A 25,801-nucleotide genomic window follows, 5' to 3' on the forward strand; every position below is an offset into this window, starting at 1 on the left:
CGGCTCGCACTCCTGGCCAGTGTGACCGGCGCAATGATCGTCGCATTGGACGGCACGGTGCTCATGGTGGCGCAGCCCAGCCTGCAGCGTGACCTCGATGCGAGCATGAAGCAGGTCCAATGGACCAGTACCGCCTACCTGCTCGCCGTGGCCGCGCTTCTCGTCACCGCCGGGCGCTTGGGCGACCGGTACGGGCACTCGCGGATGCTGTTCACCGGTGTGCTCGGCTTCGCGGCGGCCTCAGCCGGTGTCGCGCTCGCTCCCGGCGCCGGGTGGGTGATTGCCCTACGCGCCGCCCAAGGCCTGTTCGGTGCACTCCTCCAGCCGGCGACACTCGCGCTTCTGAGGCTGGCGTACCCGGCGGATCGGCTCGGCACGCCGGTCGCCTTCCGTACCAGCGCGATCGGGGTGGCCGCGGCGGCCGGCCCGGTGCTCGGGGGCGTTCTCGTCGCGCACCTGGGCTGGCGTGCGGTGTTCTGGATCAACGTCCCCGTTGCGCTCGCGATCGCCGCCCTCACCCTCGCCGTGTGGGCACCGGCGCCCTCACGTACCGGGGCCCAGCGACTCAACCTCACCGGCGCGGCCTTGCTCGCAACTGCGCTCGCGGTCCTGGTGCACACCCTGTCCGGCATACCGGCCCACGGGTGGACCACCGCGCCGACATGGACCGGCCTTGTCGCAGCGGCGGGCGTCACCGTGGCGTTCGTCGGGCACGAACGCCGCACCGAGCACCCGCTCGTGGCCCCGGCAGTGGCACGATCCGTACCGGTGGCGGCATCGGTGACGATCCTGCTGGTCACCACTGGCGGCATGTTCGGCGCACTGTTCGTGGCCACCTTCTCCCTCCAAGACATACGTGGGCTCGACCCCCTTGCCAGTGGCCTGAGCGCGCTCCCGCTGACGGCGCTCATGGTCCTCGGCGCGCCTGTCGCCGGCGCCGCGCTGCGCAGGTACAGCCCACGCCGTACCGCGATCGTCGGTGCGGTCCTCGTCATCCTCGGCATTGGAGGTCTTGCGGTAAGCGGTCTTGGCACCGGCGATCTTGGCACCGGCGGCCTGTACCAGCCCGCCTCGGTCGGAACGTGGGCGGTGACCGGCACGGCCTTCGCCTTCGCCGCCCTCGGCGTGGGCTTCGCCACCGTCATGGTCACCGCCACGGCAACCGTCGTGGGTGAGGCGCCGCCCGGATACGCCGGGGTGATCGGTGGACTCAAGCAGACGGCTATGAACGTAGGCCCGGCCCTGGGAATCGCCATAGCCGCCGGCATGATGACGCCGAGACCGTCGGCCGTCGCCGCCCAGGCGGCGGGCATGACCCCGGAAATGTCGGCGTCGGCGACGACCCCCACCCTGATGGTCCTCGCGGGACTCGCCGCCCTGGCCCTGCTGCCGGCATCGCTGCTACCGACGCAGTCGCCCCGCAGCACAGGACCTCGCACGACCACCCCGGACACTCACGGCATCCACGCCGGTGCCGAACCGGAGCGAAGCGTCAGGTGACCGGCTGACACCGCGGCCGCTCGCTCACCGGTAGCGGTGTCGTTCATGTCGAGCATATCGAGGGGGCGATCTCTTCCACGGCACTACGAGCGAAGTCCATCCGTTTCAAAGCGACTTGGGGAAGGCGCCGCGCAGTGCGGAGCCCCGGATGACGAACGCGACGCGAATGACAGGCAGCATGCACACGACTTGCATCACCGCGTACCACGGAGGGCAGACACCCGGGATCAGGTCGACACCGATGATCGCGATCGGCATGATCACCACCAGGGCACTCACGCGCTCGAAAGCCCGTCGGGATCCCCGGGAAGCGGACACGGTCAGCCGGTGGATCAGCACGGCGACCACAGGCAGCAGAACTGCCCGGACCCACATGAACGAGTTCACCGTATGACCGCTGCTCGCCACCACGATGACTGCCAGGAGAGCGGCGGCGCCGAGTGCGCCGCAGACCTTGATGCCGCTCCTCGCCGTGCTGAAGGCTCGCCGGGCGTGAGGAGCGGCGTGGTGGGCGGCCGAGGACGGGGGGTGAATGTTCGATTCCATGCTCACCGACGCTACGAAGCGCTCGACAGGCGCGGTATCCGTCTGGACGCACGACTGGGTGGGGCCAGCCCTACTCCCTGACCGACCAGGGCGGTAGCGGGCTCCGCGCAGTGCACAGTGGAAGCACAGACCGGCAAGCGAAGGACGAAACATGAGACCGCTGGGTTCGTGGCTGGCGCGCGCCGGCGTGGGGTGGATACGGGCGTGCGTCGTGGCGGCCGTCTGCATGTCGGCCCCGGCCTTGTGGGCAGCCGCCGTGGCGTTGGGGATCCGGTGGGGGGCGGGAAACCCGTGGTCGTGGGTCGCGCCCGTCGTGCTGGTGTGCGGGGGCACGCTCGCTCTGTCCCGTCCGGTCTGCCGGATGGTCCGCTTCCTCGTGGCGGAATGGATGGCCACCGTCATCCCCGCCGGATACCGGGAGGCCGGGTCGGTGACGCGGATGTCCACCGGGTACTGGTGGAACGGCTTCGGTTACGAGCGCACCCGCCGCGACGCCCTCCTGGACCAGAAGTGGCGCGTCCGGTGGAGGGATCCCGCCAACTGGCGCGACCTGAGGTTCACGGTCATCGCACCGCTCACCGCGGGCGGGGTCGCTTCCCTCCCGCCGGCCGGGGTGGCGGCGGCAGTCCTCGGGATCGGTCGGCCGGAGTCCGCGGTTCGCATCGTCGGGGCGCTCGGCCTGGTGGTGGCCTTCGCCGGTGCGCCGTACGCCTGGCGGTGTCTCGAGCCGGTGGCCGTCCGCTTCCTGCGCCCGTCACGCGCCATGGCGTTGGCGGACCGGGTGGACGAACTCACCGCCCAGCGCGCGGACGCGACGGTCGCCCAGGCCGCCGAGATCCGCCGCATCGAACGGGACCTGCACGATGGGGCACAGGCCCGCCTGGTCGGGCTCGGGCTCTCCCTGGCAACGGCGGAGAAGCTGATGGAGACCGATCCTGCCCGGGCCAGGACGCTGATGCGCGAAGCGCGGGCCGGTGCCACCGCTTCACTGACCGAGCTCCGCGAACTGGTCCAGGGAATCAACCCGCCCGTGCTGAACGACCGCGGGCTCATCGACGCCGTCCGCGCTCTCGCCCTGGACAGCCCGCTCGAAACGGCAGTCAGCGCCGACCTTCAGCTCCGCCTGGACCCGCCGGTCGAGTCTGCCCTGTACTTCGCCGTCGCCGAACTGCTGGCCAACGCGGTCAAGCACGCCCGTGCGGCACTGGCCCGGATCTCCATCACCCAGGACGACGCAGGAATCGTCATCGAGGTCGAGGACGACGGCCGCGGCGGAGCCGGGGTGCCAACCGACGGCGGGCTTGCGGGGCTGCGTCACCGGCTCGCGGCCTTCGACGGCACCCTGGAGATCACCAGCCCGGCCGGCGGCCCGACCCGGGTGAGGATGATGGTGCCATGCGAATCGTCGTAGCCGAAGACCTCTATCTCCTGCGTGACGGCATGGTCCGCCTCATCGAAGCGTACGGACACCAGGTGGTGGCGACGGCAGCCACCGGACCCGAAACGCTCGAGGCACTGCTGAGGTGGCGGCCGGACGTCGCCGTCATCGACGTACGCATGCCGCCGACCCGGTCGGATGAGGGCCTGCGCGCCGCTCTCGCCGCCCGCTGCGAACTGCCGGGACTGCCGGTCCTCATTCTCTCCCAGTACGTCGAGCAGCTCTACGCCCGTGAGCTCCTGGCCGACGGCGCCGGTGGCATCGGCTATGTGCTCAAGGAGAGCGTCTTCGACGCCGATCAGTTCCTCGACGCCCTGGAACGGGTCGCCGGTGGCGGGACCGCCATGGACCCAGCCGTCATCGCCAAGTTGCTGTCCAGCGGGTCCTCGAACCGGCGGCTCGAACGGCTCACCGAGCGCGAACGCTCCGTGCTCGGCCTCATGGCCGAAGGACTGTCCAATCAGGCCATCGGCCGGCGCCTCTTCCTCAGCGAAAGCTCCATCAGCAAGTACACGACCTCCATGTTCGGCAAGCTCGGCATCACCGATGACGACACCAATCACCGCCGCGTCCTCGCCGTCCTCGCCTACCTGAACAACCCGTGAGCCCCCTCGGCTCCACCGCGGTCGGCGATCACACATGGCCCAGCTCCGGCACCGGCCGCCTGCGGCACGGTCGCAAGCTCGCCCCGCTGCACCGCCCCTGGTCAGCCCGATGATCCCCGGGAAATCGGTCAGCCCCAGGTGAGCGGATCGAGATGAAGGTAGAAGCGCAGGCGGTCGTGGTCGAGGTCGATGCCGTACCTCTCGGCGAAGGCCGTGTCCGCAGCCCGGGCCTGTTCCTCGCCCGTCCATGTCTCCCGCGCGTTGGCGAGCAGTAGTGCCAGGTCGGCGTAGCGGTCGGCCAGGCCGAGGCGGCCCAGGTCGATGAAGCCCGACACCTCCAGGGTCTGCGGGTCGAGGATGATGTTCGGCAGGCACAGGTCCCCGTGGCAGACGACCATGTCTGCGGCTTCCTGCTCCAGTCGCTGGGGGACCTGCCGGGTGAGGCGTCCCAGCAACTCCGTGGTGAGCGTGTGCTGTTGGTCGACGGGGAGGAACTCGGCGTTGACAGCATCACGGGCCACGACGTCGCGCGCCACGGCGACCATGGCGTCCAGCCCTCGGCGGAAGGGGCACAGTGGCACGGGTGTCCCGTGCAGTCGGCGGACGGCGTCCGCGATGTGGTCCCAGGCGACCCGGAGGTCGCCAGCAGGCACCTGATCAGCGGGGATGCCGGAGACAGCGCCCGTCACCAGACAGGCTCCGGCGTCACCGGACTGCCAGTGGAGCAACTGGGGACCAGGTACACCCTGCCCGCTCAGCCACACGACCCGGTCGCGTTCGGCCTCCAGCTCGGCCGCATCCGCCGCGGGCACGCACTTGGCATACCGCGTGGCGTCCGCGCTGCGCAAGACCGTGGCTCCCGACTCCCCCGCGGTGACAGGCACCCAGCCGCTGTCATCCACGCCGAGCAGCACCGGCGATACGGCCTGAGTTCCGCGACGATCGCGCATGCGACCAGCCTAGCCAGCCCGGTGGCCCGGTCGGTGCGGCCGGGTCAGCCGGCAGCACCGGGGAGGCGTGCGCTTGCCCGGGCCCGGACGGCACCACGCGGATCGGAGCATCCGGCCGGCATCCGCACGACCGCGCCCCACACCGACACCGTCGCCGTCGCCGGCTCCCGTCAGTCGCTCCCTGGGCGGAGAAGGAGACCGATGGCTCCCACGGGGACGCCCTCAGGGTCGTCCGTGACGTCGAACTGGGCGATCTCGACAGCCGTGAACGTTCCAGGCTCCAGCCCTTCCGTCAGATCGCCCCGCAGGTGCACCCGCCGTTGCTCGCCGCCGTCCAGGTCGATGACCAGGCGAGGCCCGTCGCCCTCCTCGATGGTCAGAGCCATGTCGGGCATGGCCGACGGTCGGGCCTCCAGAACCTCGGTGAGCCTCCCCAGCGCGTCCGCGTCGGCCGGGCGGACCCTCAACTCGTACCGGGCGCCGGTCCTTCCCGGGTTGCCGGCCAGCCAGCTGAAGGCGAAGCCTGTCTCGCCCGGTGCGACGGTGTGGGCCATCAGGTTGAACTGGGCCCAGTGCGGTTCGTTGATGGGGTCGGGCGTGGTGTCGGGAGGGAGCGAGGACGACAGGGCGGTCGCCCGGGCCAGAAGGCACACGTGGTTCGGTGCGCCGGCCGGGATGGTTCCGGTGATCGGCCGGGTGCGGGCGACATAGGCACCGTGCGAGGGAACGGCGACCACCTCCTGCCCGAACCAGTTCAGCGTGGCGAATCCTGTCGTGGGCTCCGCCCACCACACCACCACGCTCGTGGCTGCGACCGACGTACCGGCACCGTGGTTCACGACGTCGACCGTGACGTCCATGGGCTGACCCGGTGTGAATTCGAAGCGGCTGGGGGTCCCGCTCACCACGATCGACGGGCAGTAGTAGAAGACGCCGGTCAGCGGACGGTCCGGCAGCCCGCGGTCACCGTCGAAGTACGGGATGACCAGGAGTGTGCTCGGCGTCGACGGGCCGTGCGGCTCACCGGGTTCCTGCGGCTGGTTCATGGTTCGGCTCCTGCGTGAACGTCTCGTCGCTTACGTCTCGTGGTAGGCGAGCACCTGCACGGGCACGGGGTCGTCGTGCACGGAGCCGTACGGGTCCGTGGTCCAGCAGCGGTGGCGATACCCGCGGTCGGCGTCGGCATCGAGGTTCTCGGACCGCTGCTCCCCACGGAGGATCTGGAGCAGCAGGTTCAGCGCCTGCTCGGGTGCTGCCCCCTCGACGAACACCGACGGGTCGGCGCCCGGCGGGTACGGGGAGGGGCGCGTGGGCGGGTTCTCATGGGCGGTGACCGGATCGAACGCGTACGTCTTCTCCGCCGCCGGCTCTTCCCTCAGGGGGTAGAGCTCGCGTACGGGCAAGGAGAGGAACTGCCTGTGGAGCGGCGAGGTGAGCAGGAGGTCGTCCGGCGGGACCAGACCGACCAGGGCCAGGTAGTTGAAGGCTTCGTCGGCTGCCTGCCACAGGCCGGTGTGCATCTCGAACAGGCGCTGTGCGATCTGTGGCCCCGCCGGGGAGGCGGCGACCGCGACCAGGGCGTCCCCCGTGACTGACGTGGGCTGCTCCGGTTCGTCGTCACCGCTGAGTCCGTCGAAGAAGTCCGAGACCCCCTCCTTGCAGCTTCCGCTGGCGACGAGCCCGACGATGCACGAGATACCGAGGCACATCAGGAAGACCAGAGTGCCGATGATGGTGTAGGCCCACCAGGGGCAGCCGCCGCCGTTGTCGCCGGCCTGGCCCGTGGTGTCGGCACCCGAGACCTCGTCGACCGTGCCCGGAGCCGCGCCCTGGTCGGAATGGGGATACTCGAAACCCTGGTCGTCGTACGTCTCCGGCAGACCGCCGCCCGCCGTCGTGTGCAGACGGACCGCGATGGATGCGACAACCGGCCTGGGCAGCGGAGGCCGACGGATGACGTCGTACAGCTCGAGTTGTCGCAGTGTGCGGCGCAGCCCGAGGTCGATGTCCGGCAGTGGCGGGGTGAGTGCCGGGTCGTACGTCTCCGAGAGAGCCTGGGCGAGGACCTGTGCCACAGCGGACGGCGTGGCATCGCCCGGGGCGGGCACCAGGGGGCGCAGCTTGTCCGCCAGCTCACGGGGCTTCGCCACGGTGTAGTGCCTGGCGCACCAGCTTCCCACGGCGTTACGGGCCAGGCGGTTGCGGAAGCGATGGCTGCGGCGAGGTCCGCCGACTCCCTGTCCGAGGTAGGCGGAGCCGGTGACGTTTCCCGCGTAGGAGGCCAGTACGCCGAACGCCAGCGCACGGGCGGTGGGGTCTCCGCCGGCTCGGGAGAACACGGTGCGGGTGAAGGCGTCCTGTCGGCGTGCCAGGAAAACGTCACCGTATCCCCAGTCGGACAGCGGAAGGCCGGCCTGGCGCGGATGCGGCGGGAGGTGCTTCAGCGGGCGCAGGTCCTTGCGCAGCTGCCGGACGCCCGCCGAGAGCTTCTTGGCCTTCCGGAGCAGGACGACCATGCGCGCCATGGCCTGGTTGAAGGAGTCCGCCGCATCCGGCTCGTCGGGCGTCTGCAGGGCCTTCTCGACCTCCTGGCGGACCTCGCCGATGCCTTCGTAGAGGTCCATCCCTGTCTTCCACAGGTCCCCCGCTCTTTCGAGCAGGTCGGCCTCGGTGCCGTCCGCGGACGCATGCGTGAGCACGTGGTCGGTGAACAGCCCGACCAGGGCGGCCCCCTCCTCGGCGGCCGCCGCGTCGGCGAACTCCTGCAGCTGGGCGAGTTCGGCGGGGCCCGCACCGCCCCCGGCCACCGGGACCTGGGCGCGCAACTGCTCCAGAACGGCAACGTGGGCGTAGTAGTCGATCACAAGACCTCCTCGGCGCAGCCGCGCGGAGCAATACCAGTTCGACCAGGACGATTCGCAACAGAACAGTCTGGAGCGACAGTAGAGCGCAGACACCGCAAGTCGCCTGATATGCGCGCACATGGGGCCATACGGCGCTCTCGCCCGCACCCCGACTCCACTCGACTCGGCAAGCAGGTGTGTGAGCCGGACCTGGCCCGCCCCAGGCCACGCCGGTCAGGGCACGGCCTGCGTCCGTGCTGTACGGGCGGGCCGTGGGCAGGACGGTCAGCTCGCTGATGTTGACGTGCTGGGGAAGCGCGGCGATGAGGGCAACGGCCTCTGACGGTCAGGCCGCGTCGTCGCAGGCGGTGGCGGCGGACCTGTCCTGCCAGGCCGCGAGGTCGTCCTGGAGGCTGCGGATCGTGACCAGCCGGCGTTCGATCGCGTCACGGCCGAGAGCCAGATGCCCGGGGAGCTTCTCCCCACTGGTGACCTCGTGGATCAGGGCGGCTCCCTTGACCGGGTCACCGAGCTGGGTGTGGTTGGCCGTGCCGATCCAGTCGAGAGTGGTGTGGGCCGGTGTGCCGTCGTAGGCGGGGATGCGCCGGGCCGCGGTCGACAGCGAACTGGTGTCGAGGAAGTCGGTGCGGAAGACACCTGGCTCCACGACCATGCTCTGGATCCCGAACGGCTCCAGCTCTGCCGCGAGCGCCTCGCCGATGCCGGCCACCGCGAACTTCGAGGCGCTGTACATGCTCACCCCGGGCTCCCCCTCGAACCCCGAGCGGGAGCCGATGTGCACGATCTTGCCGCCTCCGGCTGCCCGCATGACGGGCAGGACGGCGCGCGTCATGTTGATCAGCCCGAAGACGTTGAGGTCGAACAGGGAGCGTGCTTCGGCGTCGGTGATCTCCTCCAGCGCTCCGAGCAGGCCACGGCCCGCGTTGTTGACGAGGACGTCGATGCCGCCGAAGCGTTGCACGGCCCTGTCGACGGCATCAGTGATCTCCTCGCTCCGGGTGACATCGGCAGCGACGCCGAGGACCCGGTCGGAGCGGCGCAGGTCCTCCGGCAGCTTCTGGGGGTTGCGGGCGGCCGCCACGACTGTGTCGCCGCCCCGGAGTGCGGCCCGTGCGATCTCCAGACCCAGTCCGCGGGATGCGCCGGTGACGAACCACGTCGACATGTCGACATGAGGTACCTCCACGTTGTCTGTTCGGACAGTGCCCCGGCCGCCCATCCGGCGGCGGGGCCCGGCTTCCACTGAACCGGATCCGGAGAGGCCGAAGAGGCCGTAAAAGGGCCCGCCCGGTCGGGGGACAAAGTGGGCCACCCTCCGCGCTGTCGGATCCTCGGCGACTGCGCGAGGCTGGACGGATGGACCGTGAGCACCCCGACAGCGCACCCATGGCGGAGTTCCTCCGCTCCGCCCGCTCCCGCCTCACCCCGCAGGAGGCCGGGCTCGACGACCCCGGCCTGGGCCGACGCCGGGTGTCCGGCCTGCGCCGGGAGGAGCTCGCCCGGCTGGCCGGTGTGAGCGTGGACTACTACACGCGCCTCGAACAGGGCCGCAGCCGCAGCGCCTCGGCGGAGGTCCTCGACGCGCTCGCCGGCGCCCTGCACCTGGACGACGCCGAGCGCAGCCACCTGCACACACTGGCCCGGCCCCGGCCCGTACGGCGTCGACGGCCCCGCCCCCAGAAGATCCACCGGGCCACCTGGGACCTGCTGGACACCCTCCAGCAGACCTGCCGCCCCAGCTTCGTCCTCGGGCGGCGGCTCGACGTGCTGGCCCACAACCAGCTCGCCGGACGCCTGATCACCGACTTCCGCGCGCTCCCCGCAGCCGAGCGGAACCAGGCCCGCTTCGTCTTCCTCGACCCGCATGCGCGCGAGCTGTACCGGGACTGGCCCCGCGTCGCTGCGGACACCGCAGCCATGCTCCGCCTCGATGCGGGCCGCCACCCCGACGACCCCGCACTGAGTGCCCTGGTCGGTGACCTGTCCATACACAGCAAGGAGTTCCGCCGCTTCTGGTCGGAGAACAAGGTCCACCGGCGCACGATCGGCACCAAGGACTACCACCACCCGCTCGTCGGCGACCTCACCGTCACCTACCAGGCCCTCACTCCCGGGGACGACCCCGCCCAGACCCTCTTCGTCTACGGCACCGAACCCGGCAGCCCCTCCGAGACCTCCCTGCGCCTGCTGGCCCGATGGGACGGGACGGCAGCCGATACCGGAAGCGTCACCGCGCCAGCCCCGCGGGCGCGCGGCTGACACGAACCCGATCCGGTCGTCACGGCGTAGCCGGGCACGTCCGCGGTCAAGCCGCCCAGGACGGTCCGGATCCGTCCAGGCCGTGACCGAGCGAAGCTGGTCACGACCCTTGCCTCCTCACCCCACCGTGTGAAAGCTTTACGTCATAGGACGCATGGAAACGTTTCCACAAGGAGGTGGGGCGATGGCCACGATCAAGGACGTCGCTGCCAAGGCAGGGGTCGCGCTGGGGACCGCGTCACGGGTACTGAGCGGCAGCAGCCAGACCTCCGCCGACTCCCGGGCCCGGGTGCTCGCCGCTGCCACAGAGCTCGGATACGTCGCCCACGGGCCGGCCCGGTCCCTGCGGCGGGCTCGGACCGATGTACTGGGGCTGCTGGTCTCGGACATCCGTAACCCGTTCTTCTCCGAGTTGGCTCACGCGGCCGAGCAGGAGGCCCGCCGGCACGGCTTCACCGTGCTGCTGGCCAACGCCAACGAGGACGCCGAGCAGGCCGATGCGTACCTGCGGACCTTCGCCGGGCAGCGCGTCGACGGCCTGCTGTTCTCGCCCCAGGAGAACGTCTCGCCTCAGCTCACCAGCACACTCGCCTCGGGGGTGCCGCTGGTCTTCCTGAACCGGACGGTGGAGGGCGTCGACGCACCGCTGTACGGCACGGACAACGCGCAGGGCGTGCAGCAGGTGCTTTCCTGGCTCGAACGCCGGGGCCACCGCGATGTCGCGTTCATCGGCGGACCCCCCACGATCTCCACCGGCGCGGAGCGCCGCGCCGCCTATGTCGCCGGCCGGGCCGCCCATGGTGTCAGCACCGACGACCGGCTGCTCGACGCCGGTGACTTCCTGGCCGGCGGTGCTGCCCAGGCCATGGGGCGCGTCATCGACCGCGGTGTGCCGTTCACCGCCGTGTTCGGCGCGAACGGCCAGACCACCCTGGGCGCGGTGCGCGCGCTGCGCGAGCGGCTCGGCGCAGAGCAGGCGGCCCGCATCGAGGTCGTCTCCTTCGACGACCTCGACTGGTTCGAGTTCGCCTCACCGCCCATCAGCGCGGTCCGTAACGACGCCTCGGCGATCGGCCAGCTGGGTGTACGCGGACTGATCGATCTCCTCGCCGGCCGCCCGGCAGTGGGTCAGCGGATCGCGACCACCTTCACCGACCGCGCGGTGAGAGCCGACGGTTGAGCGCACCGGCAGCCGCCGCGCCACCCGCCGGAGACGCACCGACACGTCCTCAGCCGCCGGCAACGGCCGCCTGAACACCTGAGCCCGTCGTGCCGGCGCCGGCACGAGCTACGGGACCCGCCGCCCGCCCGGGGCGCACTGACGCGCCCCCGCCGGCGAGATACAGAACGCCCTGCTCGAAAGGAACAACCATGAAGGTCGCCCTCGGCGCAGATCACGCCGGTTTCCCGTTGAAGGAGGCCGTACGCGGGGCCATCGAGGCCCTCGGACATGAGGTGATCGACTGCGGCACGTACAGCGGTGACCCCGTCGACTTCCCTGACATCACCCGCTCGACCTGTGAGGCGGTGCTCGGCGGAACAGCCGAACGGGCCGTCCTCGTCTGCGGCACGGGCCAGGGCGCCGTCATGGCCGCCAACAAGCTGCCCGGCATCCGCTGCGGTCTCGCCCACGAACCGTACTCAGCCCACCAGGCCGTCGAGCACGACGACGCCAACGCCATCGCGATGGGGGCGTGGCTGGTGCCGCACGCACTCGTACCCGACATCCTGCGCGAGTTCCTCGACGCCGTGTTCGACGACGACGAGGAGACCCGCCGCCGGGTCGCCAAGCTCAACGCGCTCGACGAACTGACCCCGTCCCTCTGACCCTCACCACCCCGCCCCTCGCGCGGGCGGACCGCCCGTCGCGCTTAATGACACCGAACGCCCCGGCCCCGCACGGCCCCGTCAGGCGTCTCTTCGTCATGCCCGCAACCACAGAACCGAAGGCAGACCGGCCCCGCCCGTGCGGCCCCTTCCCTCTCACTGCGTCGACACCGGCACCTGACCGGCGACCCATCAAGGAGACCTCTCATGTCCACCAGCGCCACCGCCGGACGGCGGAGCGTGCTCGGCTCGAAGGACCGCGTCAAGACCGCGGTCGCCGCGGCCTTGGGCACCAGCGTCGAGAACTACGACTTCATCGCCTACGGCACGGCCTCCGCGCTCTACTTCGGCGCGGTCTTCTTCCCCGAGAGCGACCGGTTCGTCGGCACGCTCCTCTCCTTCGCCACCCTGGCCGTCGGATTCGTCATGCGCCCCCTGGGAGGCGCCGTCGGCGGCTACTTCGCCGACAAATTCGGACGCAAGCCCGTCCTGGTCACAGCGATGATCGTCATGGGCACCGCCACCTTCCTCATCGGCCTGCTGCCCACGTTCGAGCAGGTCGGCGTACTCGCACCGATCCTGCTCGTGATCATCCGGATGGTGCAGGGCCTGGCGTTCGGCGCCGAATGGGGCGGCGCGATCACCATGGCCTACGAGCACGCGCCCTGGCACCGCCGCGGGATGTTCGCGGCGATCCCCCAGTCCGGCAACCCCCTGGGCATCGCCCTGGCCAGCGGCGTGTTCGCCTTCAGTGACACGTTGGAAGGCAGCTGGCAGTGGAGGACGCCGTTCCTGCTCAGCGCCGTCCTGGTCGTCGTCGCACTGATCGTCCGCTCCCGTCTGTCGGAGTCCCCCGAGTTCCAGGAAGCCCAGGCCACCGGCAAGACCGAGAAGAACCCCCTGCTGGCGACCCTCACCCGTGACTGGCGCGGCATCCTGCGCGTCATCGCCCTGCGCGTCGTGGAGTCCTTCGCGTACTACTCCACCGCGACGTACCTGCTCAACTACATCACCGACCGCCATCCCGAACTCCGGCCCGTCGCCCTCGGAGCCATCACCGCCGCCAGCATCCTCGCCATCGCCGTGACCTTCCTGGCCGGCGCCCTTACCGACCGCATCGGACGCCGCCCCATCTACATAGCGGCCTGCACCATGGCGATCCTGTTCGCCTTCCCGATGTACCTGCTCACCAACTCCGCCCGGCCCGCGCTCGTGGTCACCGTGTTCATCATCGGGATCGGCCTCATCCACGCCTCGCTCACGGGAACCCAAGGGGCCTTGCTCACGGAGCAGTTCCGTACCGCGACCCGCACCTCGGGCGCCTCGTTGGGCTACCAGATCGCCGCGGCCATCGGCGGCTTCGCACCCTTGCTCGCCGCCGCGCTGGTGGGAGCCTTCGGCTGGCCGGGCGCCGCGCTGCTCTACCTCGGTGCGGCCCTGATCGGCCTCACGGGCATTCTCCTGACGAGGGAGACCTGGGGCCGCAGCGAGCGGGAGCGGGTGTCGCGGCTCGTGGCCGAGGAGAAGACCGGCCGGGCGACGTCGTCGACCGCCGCGTCCCCGCCTGCCTCACTCGAATCCCGCTGAAGGCCGACCAGGCGGATGGCCCAGGACTCGGCGCGGTGGTGAGAACGCGCACTCCGGGCCCGGTCGCCTCCTGCGGAAACCGGTCGACCACGCCGGCCCTGGGCAGCTCCCCCTCTTGCCGACGGAGCGCTGCCCCTTGCCCTGCGTTTCCGGCGGTCAGTTGAAGATGTCCAGGAGTTCCAGCCAGGAGCCCGCGTCGTCGCCGGGGCGGGGTCGCATGGGGATCGGATCCGGGTAGGTCTCCCTTGCGGCCCTCGCGCGGACGATGTCGGGCCCGCCGCACGCCGCGACCGCGAAGGCGCCGAAGACCTTGGCGAACGCGGCCGGGTCGCGGAACTCCACACCGAACGCCCGGCCGTCCAGCAGCGGCACCCACACCACCCGGTCGAACCGCACCCATTCGGCCACCGGCTGGTCGTCCGCGGTCGACCGCCCGTCCAGCCACAACCGCGCCACGTGGAGCAGGTTCACCTTCTCCATCGGCAGCCGCTTCCGCCGTACGCGCAATTGGCGTGTCGTCAGCTCGACCCGCTGGTCCTTCTTCGGGTACCAGGCGACGCCGATCCCGAACGGCACCCACAGCAGGATCCCGATCATCGGCCAGACCAGAGCGTCGCCGAACGACCGGATCAGTCCGTCGGACAGGTACAGGACCCCGAAGACCAGAACCCACTTCGCCGTCATCCGCCAGAACCCGCTGCCCTGCCGGTACAGGACCCGTCGCTTCCCCGTCATGCCCGCACGCTACCCGCCGTCCCCCAACTCACCGTAGGCGCCCCCTTTTCGCGGCACCTGAACCGCGGAGCCACTGGTCTCCTTCGCGTGCTCGCACGATGTCCTTACGTCACCACGTCATCACGTCATCGCTCGCCCGCGAGGTCGACTTCCTCCCGGTGCACCGGCGCCGCCGCCTCCGCCACCTCGGGCCGACGCCACACACGCGCGAGAGGGGCGGACACCCCACGCCACCACGCCTCCGAGGGCAGCTCCCCCGCAGGTTCGAACGGCTCACCCGCGCGCGGGAACGCCACCGGCTGCCCCGCCTCCTCGGCCACGTCCTTCATCCACTCCGCCGGCTCCGCCCACGGGTGCGGGGCCAGGTTGAACGTGCCCCAGTGGATGGGCATCAGCGCGCCGTGCGGCCGGCCGCCCTGGAGGTCCAGGTGTGCGCGCAGGCCCTCGGCCGGCGTCATGTGGATGTCGGGCCAGTACTCCGAATAGGCGCCGACCTGGATCATCGTCACGTCGAAGGGGCCGTGCTCGGCACCGATGTCCTGGAAGCCGGAGAAGTAGCCGGTGTCCCCGCTGTGGTAGACCCGGTGCTCCGGGCCCGCGACGGCCCACGACGCCCAGAGCGTGTGCTGCTGGTTACGGATACCTCGCCCGCAGAAGTGGCGCGCGGGGGTGGCGGTCAGGCTGATGCCGGCGATCCGGGCGGTCTCGTTCCAGTCGAGCTCGTGGATGCGGTCCAGGGGCACGCCCCACCGCTCCAGGTGGGCGCCGACGCCGAGGGGCACCGCGAAGACCGTGTCCGTGCCTGCCAGGGCCTTGATCGTGGGCAGGTCGAGGTGGTCGTAGTGGTCGTGGGAGATCACGACGGCGTCCACGGGCCCGAGCGAGGCGAGCGGCAGCGGGACGGGGTGCAGCCGCTTGGGCCCGGCGAAGGCGAACGGTGAGCAGCGCTCGCCCCAGACCGGGTCGAACAGCACGCGGCGGCCGTCGATCTCGACGAGCACGCTGGAGTGGCCCAGCCAGGTCACCCGCAGACCGGTCGTCGGCGGCGTGGCGAGATCGGCCAGGGTCGTGGCGTGGACGGGCACGGTGCCGAGCGGGGACCTGCGGGCCCGCTGTTCCTTCTGGAAATACACCTTGGCGAACTCGATCATGGAGCCGGACGGCCTGGTCCGCGCCCCCTCAGGGTTCTGGAACACCCCGTCGGCGAAATTGGGCGAGCGGCGGATCCGCTCCATCCGCGCCCCCGCCGGGTCCGCCCCGAAGGCGTCGGGGCGCAGCGAGCGGAGTCTCGTACGGAGGGAAGGCTGGTCGCCGGTCACAAGATCTCCTGAGGGAGTCGGTGTCGTTTCATTATGGTCTGAGGCAGGACGGAGCGAGAGCTCGGCGGTGAACGGAGCAAGCGCTCCCCGGAGCCGTGTCGCGAGGGGGTGCCGCGTCAGGCCCGCGGCTGGCCGTACACATGCTCGATCCGCAGGGTCAGGACCACCCTGCGGTCCTCGACCATCACCCGGCGGTAGTCGTCCCAGTCCGGGTGCTCTCCCCGGACGTCGCGGTAGAGGGTGATCAACTGCTCCACCACCTCGTCGTGCGGGTCGGCGGCGGGCGGGGTCAGCTCCGCGGTGGCGTCGGCGACGGTCCAGGCCCAGCGGTCGTCGCTGGTCACGTGGTAGCCGGCCCTCGGATCACGGCGGAGGTTGCGGGTCTTGGCCCGTCCCTCCGTGATGGACACGCGGATCACCCCTTCCTCGGGGTAATAGGCGTGGTTCACGTTGGACAGCTGGGGCCTGCCGTCACGCTTCAGGGTGACCAGCACCCCGCCGTCGTACTCCCCGAAGAGTCGTAGCAGCGCCTCGCGCGCGGGTTCCGTCATGCCGACTCCAACGTCCATGCCCTCCGAAGGATTCCGCATTCGAGGGACGACTCGGCGAGAACCAAGATCACGCCGAGGGTTCCACACGCGTTGACAGCTGCCTCCCGCCCTCCTAATACTGACTCGCCGTTCAGTAGATCCCTCTCGATGATCCAGGAGCCGCCCTGTGCCGTCCCTCTCCCCCGCCCCGCTGATGTCCCTGACCTGGACCGACCACATCACCGGCACGGAGGGCTATCTCGTCGTCGACCGGCTGGTACGCGGGGTGTCGAGCGGGGGCCTGCGGATGAGGCGGGGCTGCACCCTCGCGGAAGTGGCGGGGCTGGCGAAGGGCATGACCATGAAGGAGGCGCTGCACTTCGACCCCGCGGACTCGCGAGCCCGGTACATCCCGCTGGGCGGCGCCAAGGGAGGCATCGACTGTGACCCGCGCGATCCCGCCGCCTACGACGTGCTCGTCCGCTTCCTCCGGGCGATGCGTCCGTACGTCGAAAACGTCTGGACGACCGGCGAGGATCTCGGGCTGAGCCAGGACGTCGTCGACCGGGCCGCCGCGGAGGCCGGGCTCGTCTCCACGGTCCAGGCGGTCTACCCCCTGCTGGACGACGAGACGGAGGCCCGGCGCAGGCTCGCGGACGCCTTCGCCGTCTCGGTGGACGGGATCGGGCTCGACGAGCTGGTCGGCGGCTGCGGGGTCGCGGAGTCCGCGCTCGCCGCTCTCGACCGGGCGGGTGTGACACACGGAGACGCACGGGTCTCCCTCCAGGGGCTCGGCACCATGGGCGGGGCGACGGCCCGCTTCCTCTCCCGGGCGGGGCTGGCGGTCGTCGCGGTCGCCGACGTCAAGGGCACGATCGCCAATCCCTCCGGCCTGGACGTCGAGGCGCTGCTGGCCGCCCGGGACGCACACGGGACGGTGGACCGTGGGGCGCTGCGGGACGAGGACCGGGAGCTGCCGTCCGACGCCTGGCTGGCCGCCGACGCGGACGTGCTCGTTCCGGCCGCCGTGTCGTACGCCGTCGACGCCGTGAACCAGGCATCCGTCAGGGCTCGTTGGGTGGTCGAGGCGGCGAACATGCCGGTGCTCCCGGAAGCGGAGGAGCTGCTCGCCGGGCGCGGGATCACGGTGCTGCCCGATGTGGTCGTCAACTCGGGTACGAACGCGTGGTGGTGGTGGACGCTGTTCGGCGACATCGGGCCCGACGCGGACGAGGCGTTCGGTCATACCCGGCGTTCGATGCGCACCCTCATGGACCGCGTCCTGGAACGGGCGGCGGCGGACGGCTCCACCCCGCGGGCAGCCGCGCACGCGCTCGCCGCGGACCGTCTCCCGGTGATGGCGGAGCGGTTCGGCTGGTACCGCTAGCTCTGCCGAGGGGCAGGGGCCGGATGCCCGGACCAGGCCGTTGGTTAGGGTGACGGCGTGGCAAGAGTACGGCTGAGTGTGGCGGAGCGACGTGAGGAGCTCCTGCGCGCTGCCGTCGAGCAGATCGAGGTCCGGGGCGTGTCCGCGGTCCGGATCGCCGATGTGGCCGCCGTACTCGGGGTGAGCAACGCGCTGGTGCTCTACCACTTCTCGTCCAAGGAGAAGTTGGTGGCCGCCGCGTTCGCCTACGCGGCGGAGGCCGATCTCGCCCATCTGCGCAAGCTGTTGACCCGGCGCACCAGCGCCGTCCGGCGGCTGCGGTCCGCCGTTCGCTGGTACGCGCCGACGGGCCGGGCCAAGGGCTGGCGGCTGTGGATCGAGGGCTGGGCGTCCTCCTTGCGTGATCCGGTGCTGCGCGAGGTGGCCGGGGATCTCGACCAGCAGTGGAAGGCGGAGCTGGCCGAGGTGATCGAGGAGGGTGCCGCGGCGGGTGAGTTCCACTGCGAGGACCCGATGTCCGTGGCCTGGCGGCTGACGGCTCTCCTGGACGGGCTCGCCGTCCAGATGACGTCGTACGCGGGTCCGCTCTCCCGAGCCACGATGCTGCAGTGGACCGAGGAGGCGCTCGCCCGCGAACTCGGCATCGACCACGGGGCCCTGACCGCCTGAGGGCGGAGCTGTGTACCGGCTGAAGGGCCCTGGAAGGCCCCCGGTCTCCGGGCCGGCCGGGGCAGCACCACCCCCTCTTCCGTCTTCCGTCAGGTCTGGCGCAGCGGAGCGTAGGCCTCTCCCTCGAGACCGAAGGTCCACGCGACGCCTTCCTTCGCCGTACGGGTCCGCGGTGGCACCCGGAGCCAGTAGGTGCGGTACGTCCCGTCCGGCTCGGGGGTCGAGTTGACGACTTCGACCATCACGACGTCCTCGTCGCCCTCCAACGCGATACGCCAGAGGATCCCGGTCTCGTCCCGGTGCACCGGCTCCGCGCCGGACTCCGAGAGGTAGCGGTCGTAGCCGTAGTACTCCAGCATCACGCGGCGCAGCTCCGCGTTCTCCTCGTCCCGTATCCGCTCGGGGGTCAGGCTCGCCAGGCCGTCGAGGAACTCGGCCGGTACGGGCATGCCGCGCCAGGCGTACAGGGCGAAGCCGTCCGGGTAGGACAGGGCGGGTCCGTCGCCCCGGTCGAGCCGTCCTGCCTCGTCGCGGTGGAGCTCGTCGGGGCGCTCGCTGATCACCACGGCGCGCTCGTAGGGCCACCACCAGCCGGCGTTCCTGGCGACCTCCGCCAGCCCGGTCAGCCGGTCGCCGCGGCCGTCGAAGGCCGCGAGCCAGGCGGCGTCGTGCTGGCCGAGGACCGCGTCGAGCAGCACTAGACGGATGTCGGACTCGTCCTCGGGCCGCGTGGTGAGTCCGGCGACGATCCCCGTCCGTATCCGCTCGGCCAGTGCGGCCGTGGTCTCCCACAGCTGTGCCCCGGTCGCGGACCACAGGGCGGACCAGCCGGCCGGGCCCAGTTCGTCGTACATCCGGCGCCGTTCCTCCGCCCAGGGCCGGGTGCGGACCTCCTCGCGCACGGATCGTCCGGCGCCGGACAGCTTCTCCACCACCTCGACCGCCGCTCTGGGCGAGTCCGCCCAGATGATGCGCTCGGGCTCGGCGAGCCCCGCGCGGCGGTAGGCGAGCCGCACCCCGTCCTCGGCAGCGCCTCGGTCGGCCCTGCCCGTCGCCGCCACCACGGCCCGCCACGCGTTCACGTACTGCATCGGTATTCCCCGTCCCCTGTTCCTGTTGCCTGACCGCACATCACCGGACCACCACGCACCGCGAAAGGCGTCAGTCCGCGACGATCCGGACCGCCCCCGGGGCGTACTCGCGCTGACGCACAACGCGGAACCAGCCCTTCGGCAGTGCTATCGCGGCGTGCTCCTCGTGGACCACCCGTCCGCCCTCGGGGAGATGGAGCAGCATCGGGCCGAACGGCCCGGCTTCCCTCATCAGTCGGCCCGGCCCCTGCACCGCGTGCGCATGGCCCGTGACCTCACCGAGCGCCAGCACCAACCGCCCCCGTCCGTCGCGCGGTTCGCCCGGCGCGTCGAGGAAGTGCACGGGCACCTCCGACGCGTCGAGCGCCACCATCAGTACGTCGCCCTGCCGGTACACAGACGTCTCCCCTCCGCCCCGGCACCCGCTGTGCCGGTCACAGGTGAAACGCTACGAGAGGGGTCTGACATCGGTGGCCGGGCCGGGCTCCGCCGGCCGTGCGGGGTCTCACCCGGTGAGGGTGAGAGCGAGCCCGATGAGGCCGAGAACCAGGCCGCACGGCAGCACGACGCCCCCGATGGCCCGGAAGAACGAAGCGCCGAGGCGTGAGGGTTGGGCGAGACCGAGGTCCAGTGTCCGGGCCGCGGTCACCGCCCGCACCGCGTTACGGCGTGCCGCGGCCTTGTCGGCCGCGCCACGCACGTCGAAGAGATACATGGCGCCCCAGCCCACGCCCGCCGCCCCGCACACCATCAGCAGGATCCCCACACCCATCGCAAGCCCCTCCCCACGGCCGCGACCTGTGCCGCGGCGATCGCCGGATTCTGCCGGTCGGCCGTGGACGAGGGCAAGCGATCTTGTGCGGGGGAAACGGAGGCGGCTCCTCCGGGCGCCGGGCGACCAGGCGGCCGTGGGGCCGGTCATGCCGTTGTCAGTGGCGCTTGATAAACCTTGGCGACATCAGTCCTCCCCAGTTTCAGGAGATCGGTGCCATGTCCGACGCGGACCGTCTGAACGAGTTGCTCGGCCTCCCGGCCGTCGATTTCCAGCGCGACGCCGAGGGGGCCGGCCGTCCCGCGGCCGACGCCGCGGCCTGGCGTGTGAGCGTCGATCCGTACGGCTCCGACGAGGACGGCACCTGGGAGGAGGAGTTCGCCGCCTTCCTCGAAGCCGTCGATCCGTCACGTGTCGAGGCCCTGATCATCGGCCAGTGGGGCGAGTCGTACGAGGAGAACTCCTCCTATCCCATCGGGCTCGTCGTGGCCGCGGCCGGCCGGCTGACCTCGCTCAAGGCCGTGTTCGTCGGGGACCTGGTGCAGGAGGAGGCAGAGATCTCCTGGATCGAGCAGTCGGACGTCACCGCTCTGCTCACCGCCTTCCCGGCGCTGACGCATCTCGGTGTACGCGGCGGCACGGACCTGGAGTTCCCACCGGTCAAACACGGGGCGCTGCGTGAGCTCACCATCGAGAGCGGTGGTCTGCCCGCGGTGGCGCTGCGCGGAGTGCTCGACAGTGAGCTGCCGGCCCTGGAAAGCCTGGACCTCTGGCTCGGCGTCTCCGCGTACGGGGGCGACGCGGTCGTCCCGGACCTGGCACCGTTGCTGAGCGGCAGCCGATTCCCACGGCTCCACCATCTGGGGCTGCGCAACAGCGAGTTGCAGAACGAGATAGCCGCGGCGGTCGGTTCGGCGCCGGTCGTCGCGCAGCTCCGCACGCTCGACCTGTCCAACGGGACACTGGGCGACGAGGGCGCGGCTGCCCTGCTCGAAGGGCAGCCCCTCACCCATCTCACCTCGCTCGACCTGCACCACCACTTCCTGACCGAGCCGATGGAGCGCCGTGTCAGGGAAGCCATGGAGCCGCACGGTGTCTCGGTGGACCTGTCCGATCGCTGCGAGCCGTGGGACGACCAGGGCCCCGAGGGCCGTTACACCGCGGTCGCGGAGTGAGGACGCGATGACCGACCTCATCCGCGCCGGCGTACGGGGCGATCTCTCCGGGGCGGTTGACCGGGACCCGGAGGAGGGCGAGGCGCGCCATGTCGCCGTCGGCGAGTAGCGGGACGCCGCGCCTGGCGGTCGTCGGCATTCCCGCCAACCGCAGGGTCGGCCTCTTCCAGGACGCCGTGCGCGCCGCGGGGCTGCCCGCCGCGCGCACGGTCTCCTGGCTGGAGGTGCTGCGGGGAAAAGCGGTCTTCCTCCCGGGGGAGACGGTGCGCTTCGATTCACCCGGCGAGGACGCCGAGGTGGACCGCATGCTGCGTGGGGGCGACGATCCGGCCAGGGTCGAGGGTTCGGCCCTCTGGTACGGGCGCTTCACCGCGGCCGTGCGGGAGGTGGGGCGGGCCGCGGCGGCCGCGGGTGCGGTGCTGCTCGACGACCCCGAGGACATCGCGGTGCTGTTCGACAAGCGGCTCTGCCACGGCGTCCTCGACGCTGCCGGAGTGCCCGTCCCGGACTCCCCCACCTCGGGACCCGCCTCAGGGCCCGGTGCGGAACCCGTACGGGGGTGGGCCGATGTGCGCCGGCTCATGGCGGAACACCGCATGCCCAGAGTGTTCGTGAAGCCCGCGCACGGCTCCTCCGCCTCGGGCGTCATGGCCCTGGAGACGGCGAGCGCCGGGAGGATACGGGCGACCACCTCCGTGGAGCGGGACGGGCAGGGCCGGCTGTTCAACTCGCTGCGGGTACGGCGCATTACGACGGAGCGGGAGGTGGCGGCCCTCGTCGACGCCCTGGCCCCGGACGGTTTGCACATCGAGCGCTGGCTGCCCAAGGCCTCCCAGCGGGGGCGGGTCGCCGACCTCCGGGTCGTGGTGGTCGCGGGAAGGGCGACGCATGCGGTCGTACGGACCAGCCGGTCCCCCATGACCAATCTTCACCTGGGCGGTGCCCGCGGTGACCTGGACGAGGTGCGGGCCGCGGTGGCAGCGGCGGGCGGAAGCTGGGACGCCGCCCTGGCCGTGTGCGAGCAGGCAGCCGCCTGCTTCCCGGACACGCTGTGCGTGGGCGTCGATCTGCTGCCCGCGACCGGCTGGCGGCGCTTCGCCGTGGGCGAGGTGAACGCCTTCGGCGACCTCCTGCCGCGTCTGACCGGTCTGCCGGGCAGCGGCGCGGAGGGCCTGGACACCTATGGCGCGCAGGTCGCCGCCGTGCTGGCGGCCCAGGCACCCAGGCGGCCGTCCGCAGCACACGGCCACGCGGCCCCCTCGCACAACCACATGACCTCACCGCAGGACAACATGACCTCACCGCACGACCGCGCCGCACCGCCGCACGACCACCGGCCGGAAGGCCGTGCCCCGGAGTCCGGTCCGGCGGGCAACGACCGAGCAAGGAACGACCGTGTCACCCATGCCCCCTGAACCCACGTCCCACCGCGCATCGATGCCGAGCCCGGACATGAACGCGATCGTGGGAAGCCACGACCTGCTGCTCGTCACCCTGGACACCCTGCGGTTCGACGTGGCCGAGGAGTTGGCCGCGGCCGGGCGCATCCCGAACCTCGTCCGGCATCTGCCCGGCGGCGTCTGGGAGAAGCGGCATGCGCCGGGCAGCTTCACCTACGCCTCCCACCAGGCGATCTTTGCCGGTTTCCTGCCGACGCCCGCCACTCCCGGCCCTCACCCGAGGCTGTTCGCCGCCCGGTTCGCGGGGAGCGAGTCCACCGCGGACGGCACCTTCGTCCATGAGACCCCCGACCTCGTGTCCGGTCTCGCGGCCGTGGGCTATCGCACGGTGTGCGTCGGCGGTGTGGGGTTCTTCAACCGGCGCCCGCCCCTCGGCTCGGTCCTGCCCGGCATGTTCCAGGAGAGCCACTGGGAGCCGGAGTTCGGTGTGGCGTCCCCGACCTCCTTCGAGTCGCAGGTCGCACGCGCCGAGCAGGTCGTCGCGGAACTTCCCGAGGACCAGCGGCTGTTCCTCTTCGTCAACGTCTCGGCGCTGCACCAGCCCAACTGGTTCCATCTGCCGGGTGCCATCGCCGACGCCGGCGACTCCAGGGCCACACACGCCGCGGCCCTGGAGTACGTGGACCGGCACATCGGGCGCCTCTTCGCCGCGACGAGCAGCCGCCGCAGGTGTTTCGCCATCGTCTGCTCCGATCACGGCACGGCGTACGGCGACGACGGCTACACCGGCCACCGGATCGGCCACGAAGCCGTCTGGACCGTCCCCTATGCCCACTTCTTCCTCGAACCGGGGGCGACCCGATGACCGGGACCACGCACAGCACCGGCCCGTACCGCAGCTACGTCTACGCCTACCCGCACAAGACGGCCTACCGCCCGCTCGACGCCCACCCCGCCGGGCGTCCCGCGCTGCGCGAGCTCTGGGCGGCCGAGCGCAAGGACGCGCTCTCCCTCTATCTGCACATACCGTTCTGCGAGGTCCGCTGCGGCTTCTGCAACCTGTTCACCCGGATCGGCGCCCCGGAGGAGCTGACGACGCGTTACCTCGACGCGCTCGACCGGCAGGCCACCGCCGTCCGGGACGCGCTGGGCGACGACGGTCCGGTGCGCTTCGCCTCCGCAGCGTTCGGCGGCGGCACGCCCACCTTCCTCACCGCCGGGGAGCTGGAGCGCCTCTGCGACATCGCGGAGAAGCGGATGGGGGCCGACCTGAGGGCGGTGCCGCTGTCGGTCGAGACCTCCCCGTCGACGGCGTCGGCGGACCGGCTGGCGGTCCTGGCCGACCGCGGTACCACCCGGATCAGCATCGGCGTACAGAGCTTCGTCGACGCCGAGGCCCGGGCCGCGGTCCGTCCGCAGCACCGCTCCGAGGTGGAGGCGGCCCTCGGCCGTATCCGTGAGGCCCGCATCCCGGTCCTCAACATCGACCTGATCTACGGCATCGACGGCCAGACCGGGGCGAGCTGGCGCACCTCGCTGGACGCCGCCCTGGCCTGGCGCCCGGAGGAGCTGTACCTCTACCCGCTGTACGTGCGTCCGCTGACCGGTCTCGGGCGACAGGGCACCGCCTCGGAAGCACGGCCGGAAGGGCCGGACACGGCCTGGGACGACCAGCGGCTGCGGCTGTACCGCGCGGGCCGCGACCATCTGCTGGCCCACGGCTACGAGCAGGTGTCCATGCGGATGTTCCGCCGCAGCGACGCCCCGCCGGCGGGCCCCGACGACTACGCGTGCCAGACGGACGGCATGATCGGGCTCGGCTGCGGAGCTCGCTCGTACACCTCCTCCCTGCACTACTCCTTCGACTACGCGGTGGAGATGCGCCAGATCCGGGGCATCATCGACCGCTTCACCACGACCGGGGACTTCTCCCGCGCGGAGGTCGGCCGGTACGTCGACGAGGGCGAGGCGCGCCGGCGCCATCTCCTGCAGTCGCTGCTCCAGGCCGAGGGGATGCGGTCCGCCGAGTACCGCGAGCGTTTCGGCACGGATCCGTACGAGGACTTCCCCGCCGAGCTGGAGCTCTTCTCCTCGCGTGGCTGGCTGGACGGCTCGGCGGGCCCCGGCCTGCTGCGCCTCTCCCCCGAGGGCCTGGCCCATTCGGACGCCCTGGGCCCGGAGTTGTTCTCCCCGGCGGTGCGGGCCGCGATGGCCGCGTACGAGGCGAAGTGAACGGGCCGACGAGCGGTGCGCCCGCCACCGCCATGGACCTGACGATCCTGTACCGGGGTCCGCTGGCGTCGTGCGACTACGACTGCCCCTACTGCCCGTTCGCCAAGCGGCGGGACAGCGGGGAGCAACTCCGGTCCGACCGTGCGGCTCTGGAGCGGTTCACCGCATGGGCCGCCGCACAGACCGGCGACCGGCTGTCCGTGCTGTTCACCCCGTGGGGGGAGGGCCTCGTGCGGTCCTGGTACCGCAAGGCGCTCGTCGATCTGTCACGGCTGGAGCACATCGGCCGGGTCGCCATCCAGACCAACCTCAGCGGCCGTACGGGCTGGCTTGCGGAGGCCGACCGGGACAAGGTCGCCCTGTGGTGCACGTACCACCCGGGCCAGACGCCGTACGAGCGATTCCTGGGGCGGTGCCGGGAGCTCACGGATCTCGGGGTGCGCTACAGCGTCGGCATCGTGGGTCTCGACGACCATCTGGAGGAGGCCCGGCGGCTGCGTTCCGCGCTGCCGCCCGAGGTGTATCTCTGGGTCAACGCGGCCGAGGGGCACACCTATACGGACGAGCAGGCGGACCTCTGGACGGCTCTGGACCCGCTGTTCCCCTACAGCAGGCATCCGCACCGCTCGGCCGGGCTGCCCTGCAGGACCGGTGAGTCGGTCGTCTCGGTGGACGGCGACGGGACGGTGCGCCGCTGTCACTTCGTCCGGGCCGAGCTGGGCAATCTCTACGACGGCAGCTACCGGAGCGCGCTCGGCCCGCGCGGCTGCCCACTCGCGGTGTGCGACTGCCACATCGGCTATGTGCACCTGGAGACACTGCCGTTGTACGACGTCTTCGCAGGCGGCGTACTGGAGCGGATACCCGCCCGTCCGCTAGGGCGTGTCTTCAAAGGCTGTTGATGGGGCATCATAT

Annotated in this window: 25 protein-coding genes; 14 read left to right on the top strand and 11 right to left on the bottom strand. The window is 71.2% G+C overall.

The features are described 5' to 3' along the window. The first annotated feature begins 33 nt into the window (after positions 1–33). Positions 34–1,500, top strand: coding sequence for an MFS transporter (locus JKV81_RS34590; protein WP_202079565.1), 1,467 nt, complete (start codon positions 34–36; stop codon positions 1,498–1,500). Positions 1,501–1,605: 105 nt separating this feature from the next. On the opposite strand, the gene JKV81_RS34595 is transcribed toward JKV81_RS34590, so the two are convergent. Beyond that, positions 1,606–2,046: a hypothetical protein gene (locus JKV81_RS34595; RefSeq protein ID WP_129267216.1), complete on the bottom strand. Its 441-nt coding sequence runs from the start codon at positions 2,044–2,046 to the stop codon at positions 1,606–1,608. Positions 2,047–2,197: 151 nt separating this feature from the next. Between JKV81_RS34595 and JKV81_RS34600 the strand changes: the two genes are divergently transcribed. Continuing rightward, positions 2,198–3,457 carry a sensor histidine kinase gene (locus tag JKV81_RS34600; protein WP_202079567.1) on the top strand — a complete coding sequence of 420 codons (1,260 nt, stop codon included), beginning with the start codon at positions 2,198–2,200 and terminating at the stop codon, positions 3,455–3,457. Further along, positions 3,442–4,089, top strand: coding sequence for a response regulator transcription factor (locus tag JKV81_RS34605; protein ID WP_129266698.1), 648 nt, complete (start codon positions 3,442–3,444; stop codon positions 4,087–4,089). The genes JKV81_RS34600 and JKV81_RS34605 overlap by 16 nt, the downstream gene beginning before the upstream one ends. A 128-nt stretch (positions 4,090–4,217) precedes the next feature. Here the strand turns inward: JKV81_RS34605 and JKV81_RS34610 are convergent, their stop codons facing one another. The 4 genes from JKV81_RS34610 to JKV81_RS34625 form a co-directional block, all read right to left on the bottom strand. Next, positions 4,218–5,039 carry an APH(3'') family aminoglycoside O-phosphotransferase gene (locus tag JKV81_RS34610; RefSeq protein ID WP_129266699.1) on the bottom strand — a complete coding sequence of 274 codons (822 nt, stop codon included), beginning with the start codon at positions 5,037–5,039 and terminating at the stop codon, positions 4,218–4,220. Between the two features lie 170 nt (positions 5,040–5,209). Then, positions 5,210–6,085 (bottom strand): hypothetical protein, encoded by an 876-nt coding sequence (locus JKV81_RS34615; protein ID WP_129266700.1) that lies wholly within the window; start codon positions 6,083–6,085, stop codon positions 5,210–5,212. A 30-nt stretch (positions 6,086–6,115) separates the two neighbouring features. Beyond that, a complete protein-coding gene (locus JKV81_RS34620) occupies positions 6,116–7,903 on the bottom strand; it encodes a hypothetical protein (RefSeq protein ID WP_129266701.1) in 1,788 nt (595 codons plus the stop codon). Positions 7,904–8,228: 325 nt separating this feature from the next. After that, the gene (locus tag JKV81_RS34625) at positions 8,229–9,068 is read right to left on the bottom strand and encodes an SDR family oxidoreductase (protein ID WP_129266702.1); all 840 of its coding nucleotides are present in this window, start codon (positions 9,066–9,068) and stop codon (positions 8,229–8,231) included. A 191-nt stretch (positions 9,069–9,259) separates the two neighbouring features. Here JKV81_RS34625 and JKV81_RS34630 point away from each other — a divergent pair, with 191 nt between their 5' ends. The 4 genes from JKV81_RS34630 (at position 9,260) to JKV81_RS34645 (ending at position 13,576) form a co-directional block, all read left to right on the top strand. Then, complete coding sequence (locus JKV81_RS34630; protein ID WP_129266703.1) at positions 9,260–10,162, top strand: helix-turn-helix transcriptional regulator; 903 nt, start codon at positions 9,260–9,262, stop codon at positions 10,160–10,162. A gap of 184 nt (positions 10,163–10,346) precedes the next feature. Then, a complete protein-coding gene (locus JKV81_RS34635) occupies positions 10,347–11,342 on the top strand; it encodes a LacI family DNA-binding transcriptional regulator (protein WP_164992741.1) in 996 nt (331 codons plus the stop codon). Positions 11,343–11,533: 191 nt separating this feature from the next. Further along, positions 11,534–11,989, top strand: a complete 456-nt coding sequence (locus tag JKV81_RS34640) for an RpiB/LacA/LacB family sugar-phosphate isomerase (protein ID WP_129266705.1) — start codon at positions 11,534–11,536, stop codon at positions 11,987–11,989. A gap of 207 nt (positions 11,990–12,196) precedes the next feature. Then, on the top strand, positions 12,197–13,576 hold the full coding sequence (locus tag JKV81_RS34645; protein WP_129266706.1) for an MFS transporter: 1,380 nt from the start codon (positions 12,197–12,199) through the stop codon (positions 13,574–13,576). Between the two features lie 156 nt (positions 13,577–13,732). Here JKV81_RS34645 and JKV81_RS34650 read toward each other — a convergent pair whose 3' ends face one another. The 3 genes from JKV81_RS34650 to JKV81_RS34660 all read right to left on the bottom strand — a co-directional run bounded on the left by JKV81_RS34650 (position 13,733) and on the right by JKV81_RS34660 (position 16,181). After that, positions 13,733–14,311 (bottom strand): hypothetical protein, encoded by a 579-nt coding sequence (locus JKV81_RS34650; RefSeq protein WP_129266707.1) that lies wholly within the window; start codon positions 14,309–14,311, stop codon positions 13,733–13,735. A gap of 125 nt (positions 14,312–14,436) precedes the next feature. After that, the gene (locus tag JKV81_RS34655; protein ID WP_241748592.1) at positions 14,437–15,630 is read right to left on the bottom strand and encodes an MBL fold metallo-hydrolase; all 1,194 of its coding nucleotides are present in this window, start codon (positions 15,628–15,630) and stop codon (positions 14,437–14,439) included. 116 nt (positions 15,631–15,746) lie between these two features. Next, positions 15,747–16,181 carry a PPOX class F420-dependent oxidoreductase gene (locus JKV81_RS34660; RefSeq protein WP_129266708.1) on the bottom strand — a complete coding sequence of 145 codons (435 nt, stop codon included), beginning with the start codon at positions 16,179–16,181 and terminating at the stop codon, positions 15,747–15,749. A 193-nt stretch (positions 16,182–16,374) separates the two neighbouring features. On the opposite strand from JKV81_RS34660, the gene JKV81_RS34665 reads away from it, so the two are divergent. Beyond that, complete coding sequence (locus JKV81_RS34665) at positions 16,375–17,547, top strand: Glu/Leu/Phe/Val dehydrogenase dimerization domain-containing protein (RefSeq protein ID WP_202079575.1); 1,173 nt, start codon at positions 16,375–16,377, stop codon at positions 17,545–17,547. 57 nt (positions 17,548–17,604) lie between these two features. Further along, positions 17,605–18,216, top strand: coding sequence for a TetR/AcrR family transcriptional regulator (locus JKV81_RS34670; protein ID WP_307820664.1), 612 nt, complete (start codon positions 17,605–17,607; stop codon positions 18,214–18,216). Between the two features lie 89 nt (positions 18,217–18,305). Here JKV81_RS34670 and JKV81_RS34675 read toward each other — a convergent pair whose 3' ends face one another. The 3 genes from JKV81_RS34675 to JKV81_RS34685 all read right to left on the bottom strand — a co-directional run bounded on the left by JKV81_RS34675 (position 18,306) and on the right by JKV81_RS34685 (position 20,079). After that, a complete protein-coding gene (locus JKV81_RS34675) occupies positions 18,306–19,307 on the bottom strand; it encodes a DUF6745 domain-containing protein (RefSeq protein ID WP_202079569.1) in 1,002 nt (333 codons plus the stop codon). Between the two features lie 70 nt (positions 19,308–19,377). Continuing rightward, positions 19,378–19,704 (bottom strand): DUF8820 family protein, encoded by a 327-nt coding sequence (locus JKV81_RS34680; protein ID WP_124275931.1) that lies wholly within the window; start codon positions 19,702–19,704, stop codon positions 19,378–19,380. Between the two features lie 108 nt (positions 19,705–19,812). Beyond that, positions 19,813–20,079, bottom strand: coding sequence for a hypothetical protein (locus JKV81_RS34685; RefSeq protein WP_124275930.1), 267 nt, complete (start codon positions 20,077–20,079; stop codon positions 19,813–19,815). A gap of 218 nt (positions 20,080–20,297) precedes the next feature. Between JKV81_RS34685 and JKV81_RS34690 the strand changes: the two genes are divergently transcribed. The 5 genes from JKV81_RS34690 (at position 20,298) to JKV81_RS34710 (ending at position 25,788) form a co-directional block, all read left to right on the top strand. Beyond that, entirely contained in the window at positions 20,298–21,254 is a 957-nt protein-coding gene (locus tag JKV81_RS34690; protein WP_129266710.1) for an STM4015 family protein, read from the top strand. Between the two features lie 89 nt (positions 21,255–21,343). Then, complete coding sequence (locus tag JKV81_RS34695; protein WP_236058517.1) at positions 21,344–22,669, top strand: STM4014 family protein; 1,326 nt, start codon at positions 21,344–21,346, stop codon at positions 22,667–22,669. A 37-nt stretch (positions 22,670–22,706) separates the two neighbouring features. Next, positions 22,707–23,519, top strand: a complete 813-nt coding sequence (locus JKV81_RS34700) for an STM4013/SEN3800 family hydrolase (RefSeq protein WP_129267220.1) — start codon at positions 22,707–22,709, stop codon at positions 23,517–23,519. Then, complete coding sequence (locus JKV81_RS34705; protein ID WP_202079570.1) at positions 23,516–24,886, top strand: STM4012 family radical SAM protein; 1,371 nt, start codon at positions 23,516–23,518, stop codon at positions 24,884–24,886. Before JKV81_RS34700 ends, JKV81_RS34705 begins: the two co-directional genes overlap by 4 nt. A 32-nt stretch (positions 24,887–24,918) precedes the next feature. Then, a complete protein-coding gene (locus JKV81_RS34710; RefSeq protein ID WP_202079578.1) occupies positions 24,919–25,788 on the top strand; it encodes an STM4011 family radical SAM protein in 870 nt (289 codons plus the stop codon). Positions 25,789–25,801 lie beyond the last annotated feature (13 nt).

This window comes from Streptomyces silvae, from assembly GCF_016745505.1.
GTDB classification, from domain to species: Bacteria; Actinomycetota; Actinomycetes; order Streptomycetales; family Streptomycetaceae; genus Streptomyces; species Streptomyces silvae.

Coding starts and splice junctions, on each gene's coding strand:
- JKV81_RS34590 (WP_202079565.1), top strand. CDS start 34: ATGATCGTCGCATTGGACGGCACGGTGCTCATGGTGGCGCAGCCCAGC.
- JKV81_RS34595 (WP_129267216.1), bottom strand. CDS start 2,046: ATGGAATCGAACATTCACCCCCCGTCCTCGGCCGCCCACCACGCCGCT.
- JKV81_RS34600 (WP_202079567.1), top strand. CDS start 2,198: ATGAGACCGCTGGGTTCGTGGCTGGCGCGCGCCGGCGTGGGGTGGATA.
- JKV81_RS34605 (WP_129266698.1), top strand. CDS start 3,442: ATGCGAATCGTCGTAGCCGAAGACCTCTATCTCCTGCGTGACGGCATG.
- JKV81_RS34610 (WP_129266699.1), bottom strand. CDS start 5,039: ATGCGCGATCGTCGCGGAACTCAGGCCGTATCGCCGGTGCTGCTCGGC.
- JKV81_RS34615 (WP_129266700.1), bottom strand. CDS start 6,085: ATGAACCAGCCGCAGGAACCCGGTGAGCCGCACGGCCCGTCGACGCCG.
- JKV81_RS34625 (WP_129266702.1), bottom strand. CDS start 9,068: ATGTCGACGTGGTTCGTCACCGGCGCATCCCGCGGACTGGGTCTGGAG.
- JKV81_RS34630 (WP_129266703.1), top strand. CDS start 9,260: ATGGACCGTGAGCACCCCGACAGCGCACCCATGGCGGAGTTCCTCCGC.
- JKV81_RS34635 (WP_164992741.1), top strand. CDS start 10,347: ATGGCCACGATCAAGGACGTCGCTGCCAAGGCAGGGGTCGCGCTGGGG.
- JKV81_RS34640 (WP_129266705.1), top strand. CDS start 11,534: ATGAAGGTCGCCCTCGGCGCAGATCACGCCGGTTTCCCGTTGAAGGAG.
- JKV81_RS34645 (WP_129266706.1), top strand. CDS start 12,197: ATGTCCACCAGCGCCACCGCCGGACGGCGGAGCGTGCTCGGCTCGAAG.
- JKV81_RS34650 (WP_129266707.1), bottom strand. CDS start 14,311: ATGACGGGGAAGCGACGGGTCCTGTACCGGCAGGGCAGCGGGTTCTGG.
- JKV81_RS34660 (WP_129266708.1), bottom strand. CDS start 16,181: ATGACGGAACCCGCGCGCGAGGCGCTGCTACGACTCTTCGGGGAGTAC.
- JKV81_RS34665 (WP_202079575.1), top strand. CDS start 16,375: ATGTCCCTGACCTGGACCGACCACATCACCGGCACGGAGGGCTATCTC.
- JKV81_RS34675 (WP_202079569.1), bottom strand. CDS start 19,307: ATGCAGTACGTGAACGCGTGGCGGGCCGTGGTGGCGGCGACGGGCAGG.
- JKV81_RS34685 (WP_124275930.1), bottom strand. CDS start 20,079: ATGGGTGTGGGGATCCTGCTGATGGTGTGCGGGGCGGCGGGCGTGGGC.
- JKV81_RS34690 (WP_129266710.1), top strand. CDS start 20,298: ATGTCCGACGCGGACCGTCTGAACGAGTTGCTCGGCCTCCCGGCCGTC.
- JKV81_RS34695 (WP_236058517.1), top strand. CDS start 21,344: ATGTCGCCGTCGGCGAGTAGCGGGACGCCGCGCCTGGCGGTCGTCGGC.
- JKV81_RS34700 (WP_129267220.1), top strand. CDS start 22,707: ATGAACGCGATCGTGGGAAGCCACGACCTGCTGCTCGTCACCCTGGAC.
- JKV81_RS34705 (WP_202079570.1), top strand. CDS start 23,516: ATGACCGGGACCACGCACAGCACCGGCCCGTACCGCAGCTACGTCTAC.
- JKV81_RS34710 (WP_202079578.1), top strand. CDS start 24,919: ATGGACCTGACGATCCTGTACCGGGGTCCGCTGGCGTCGTGCGACTAC.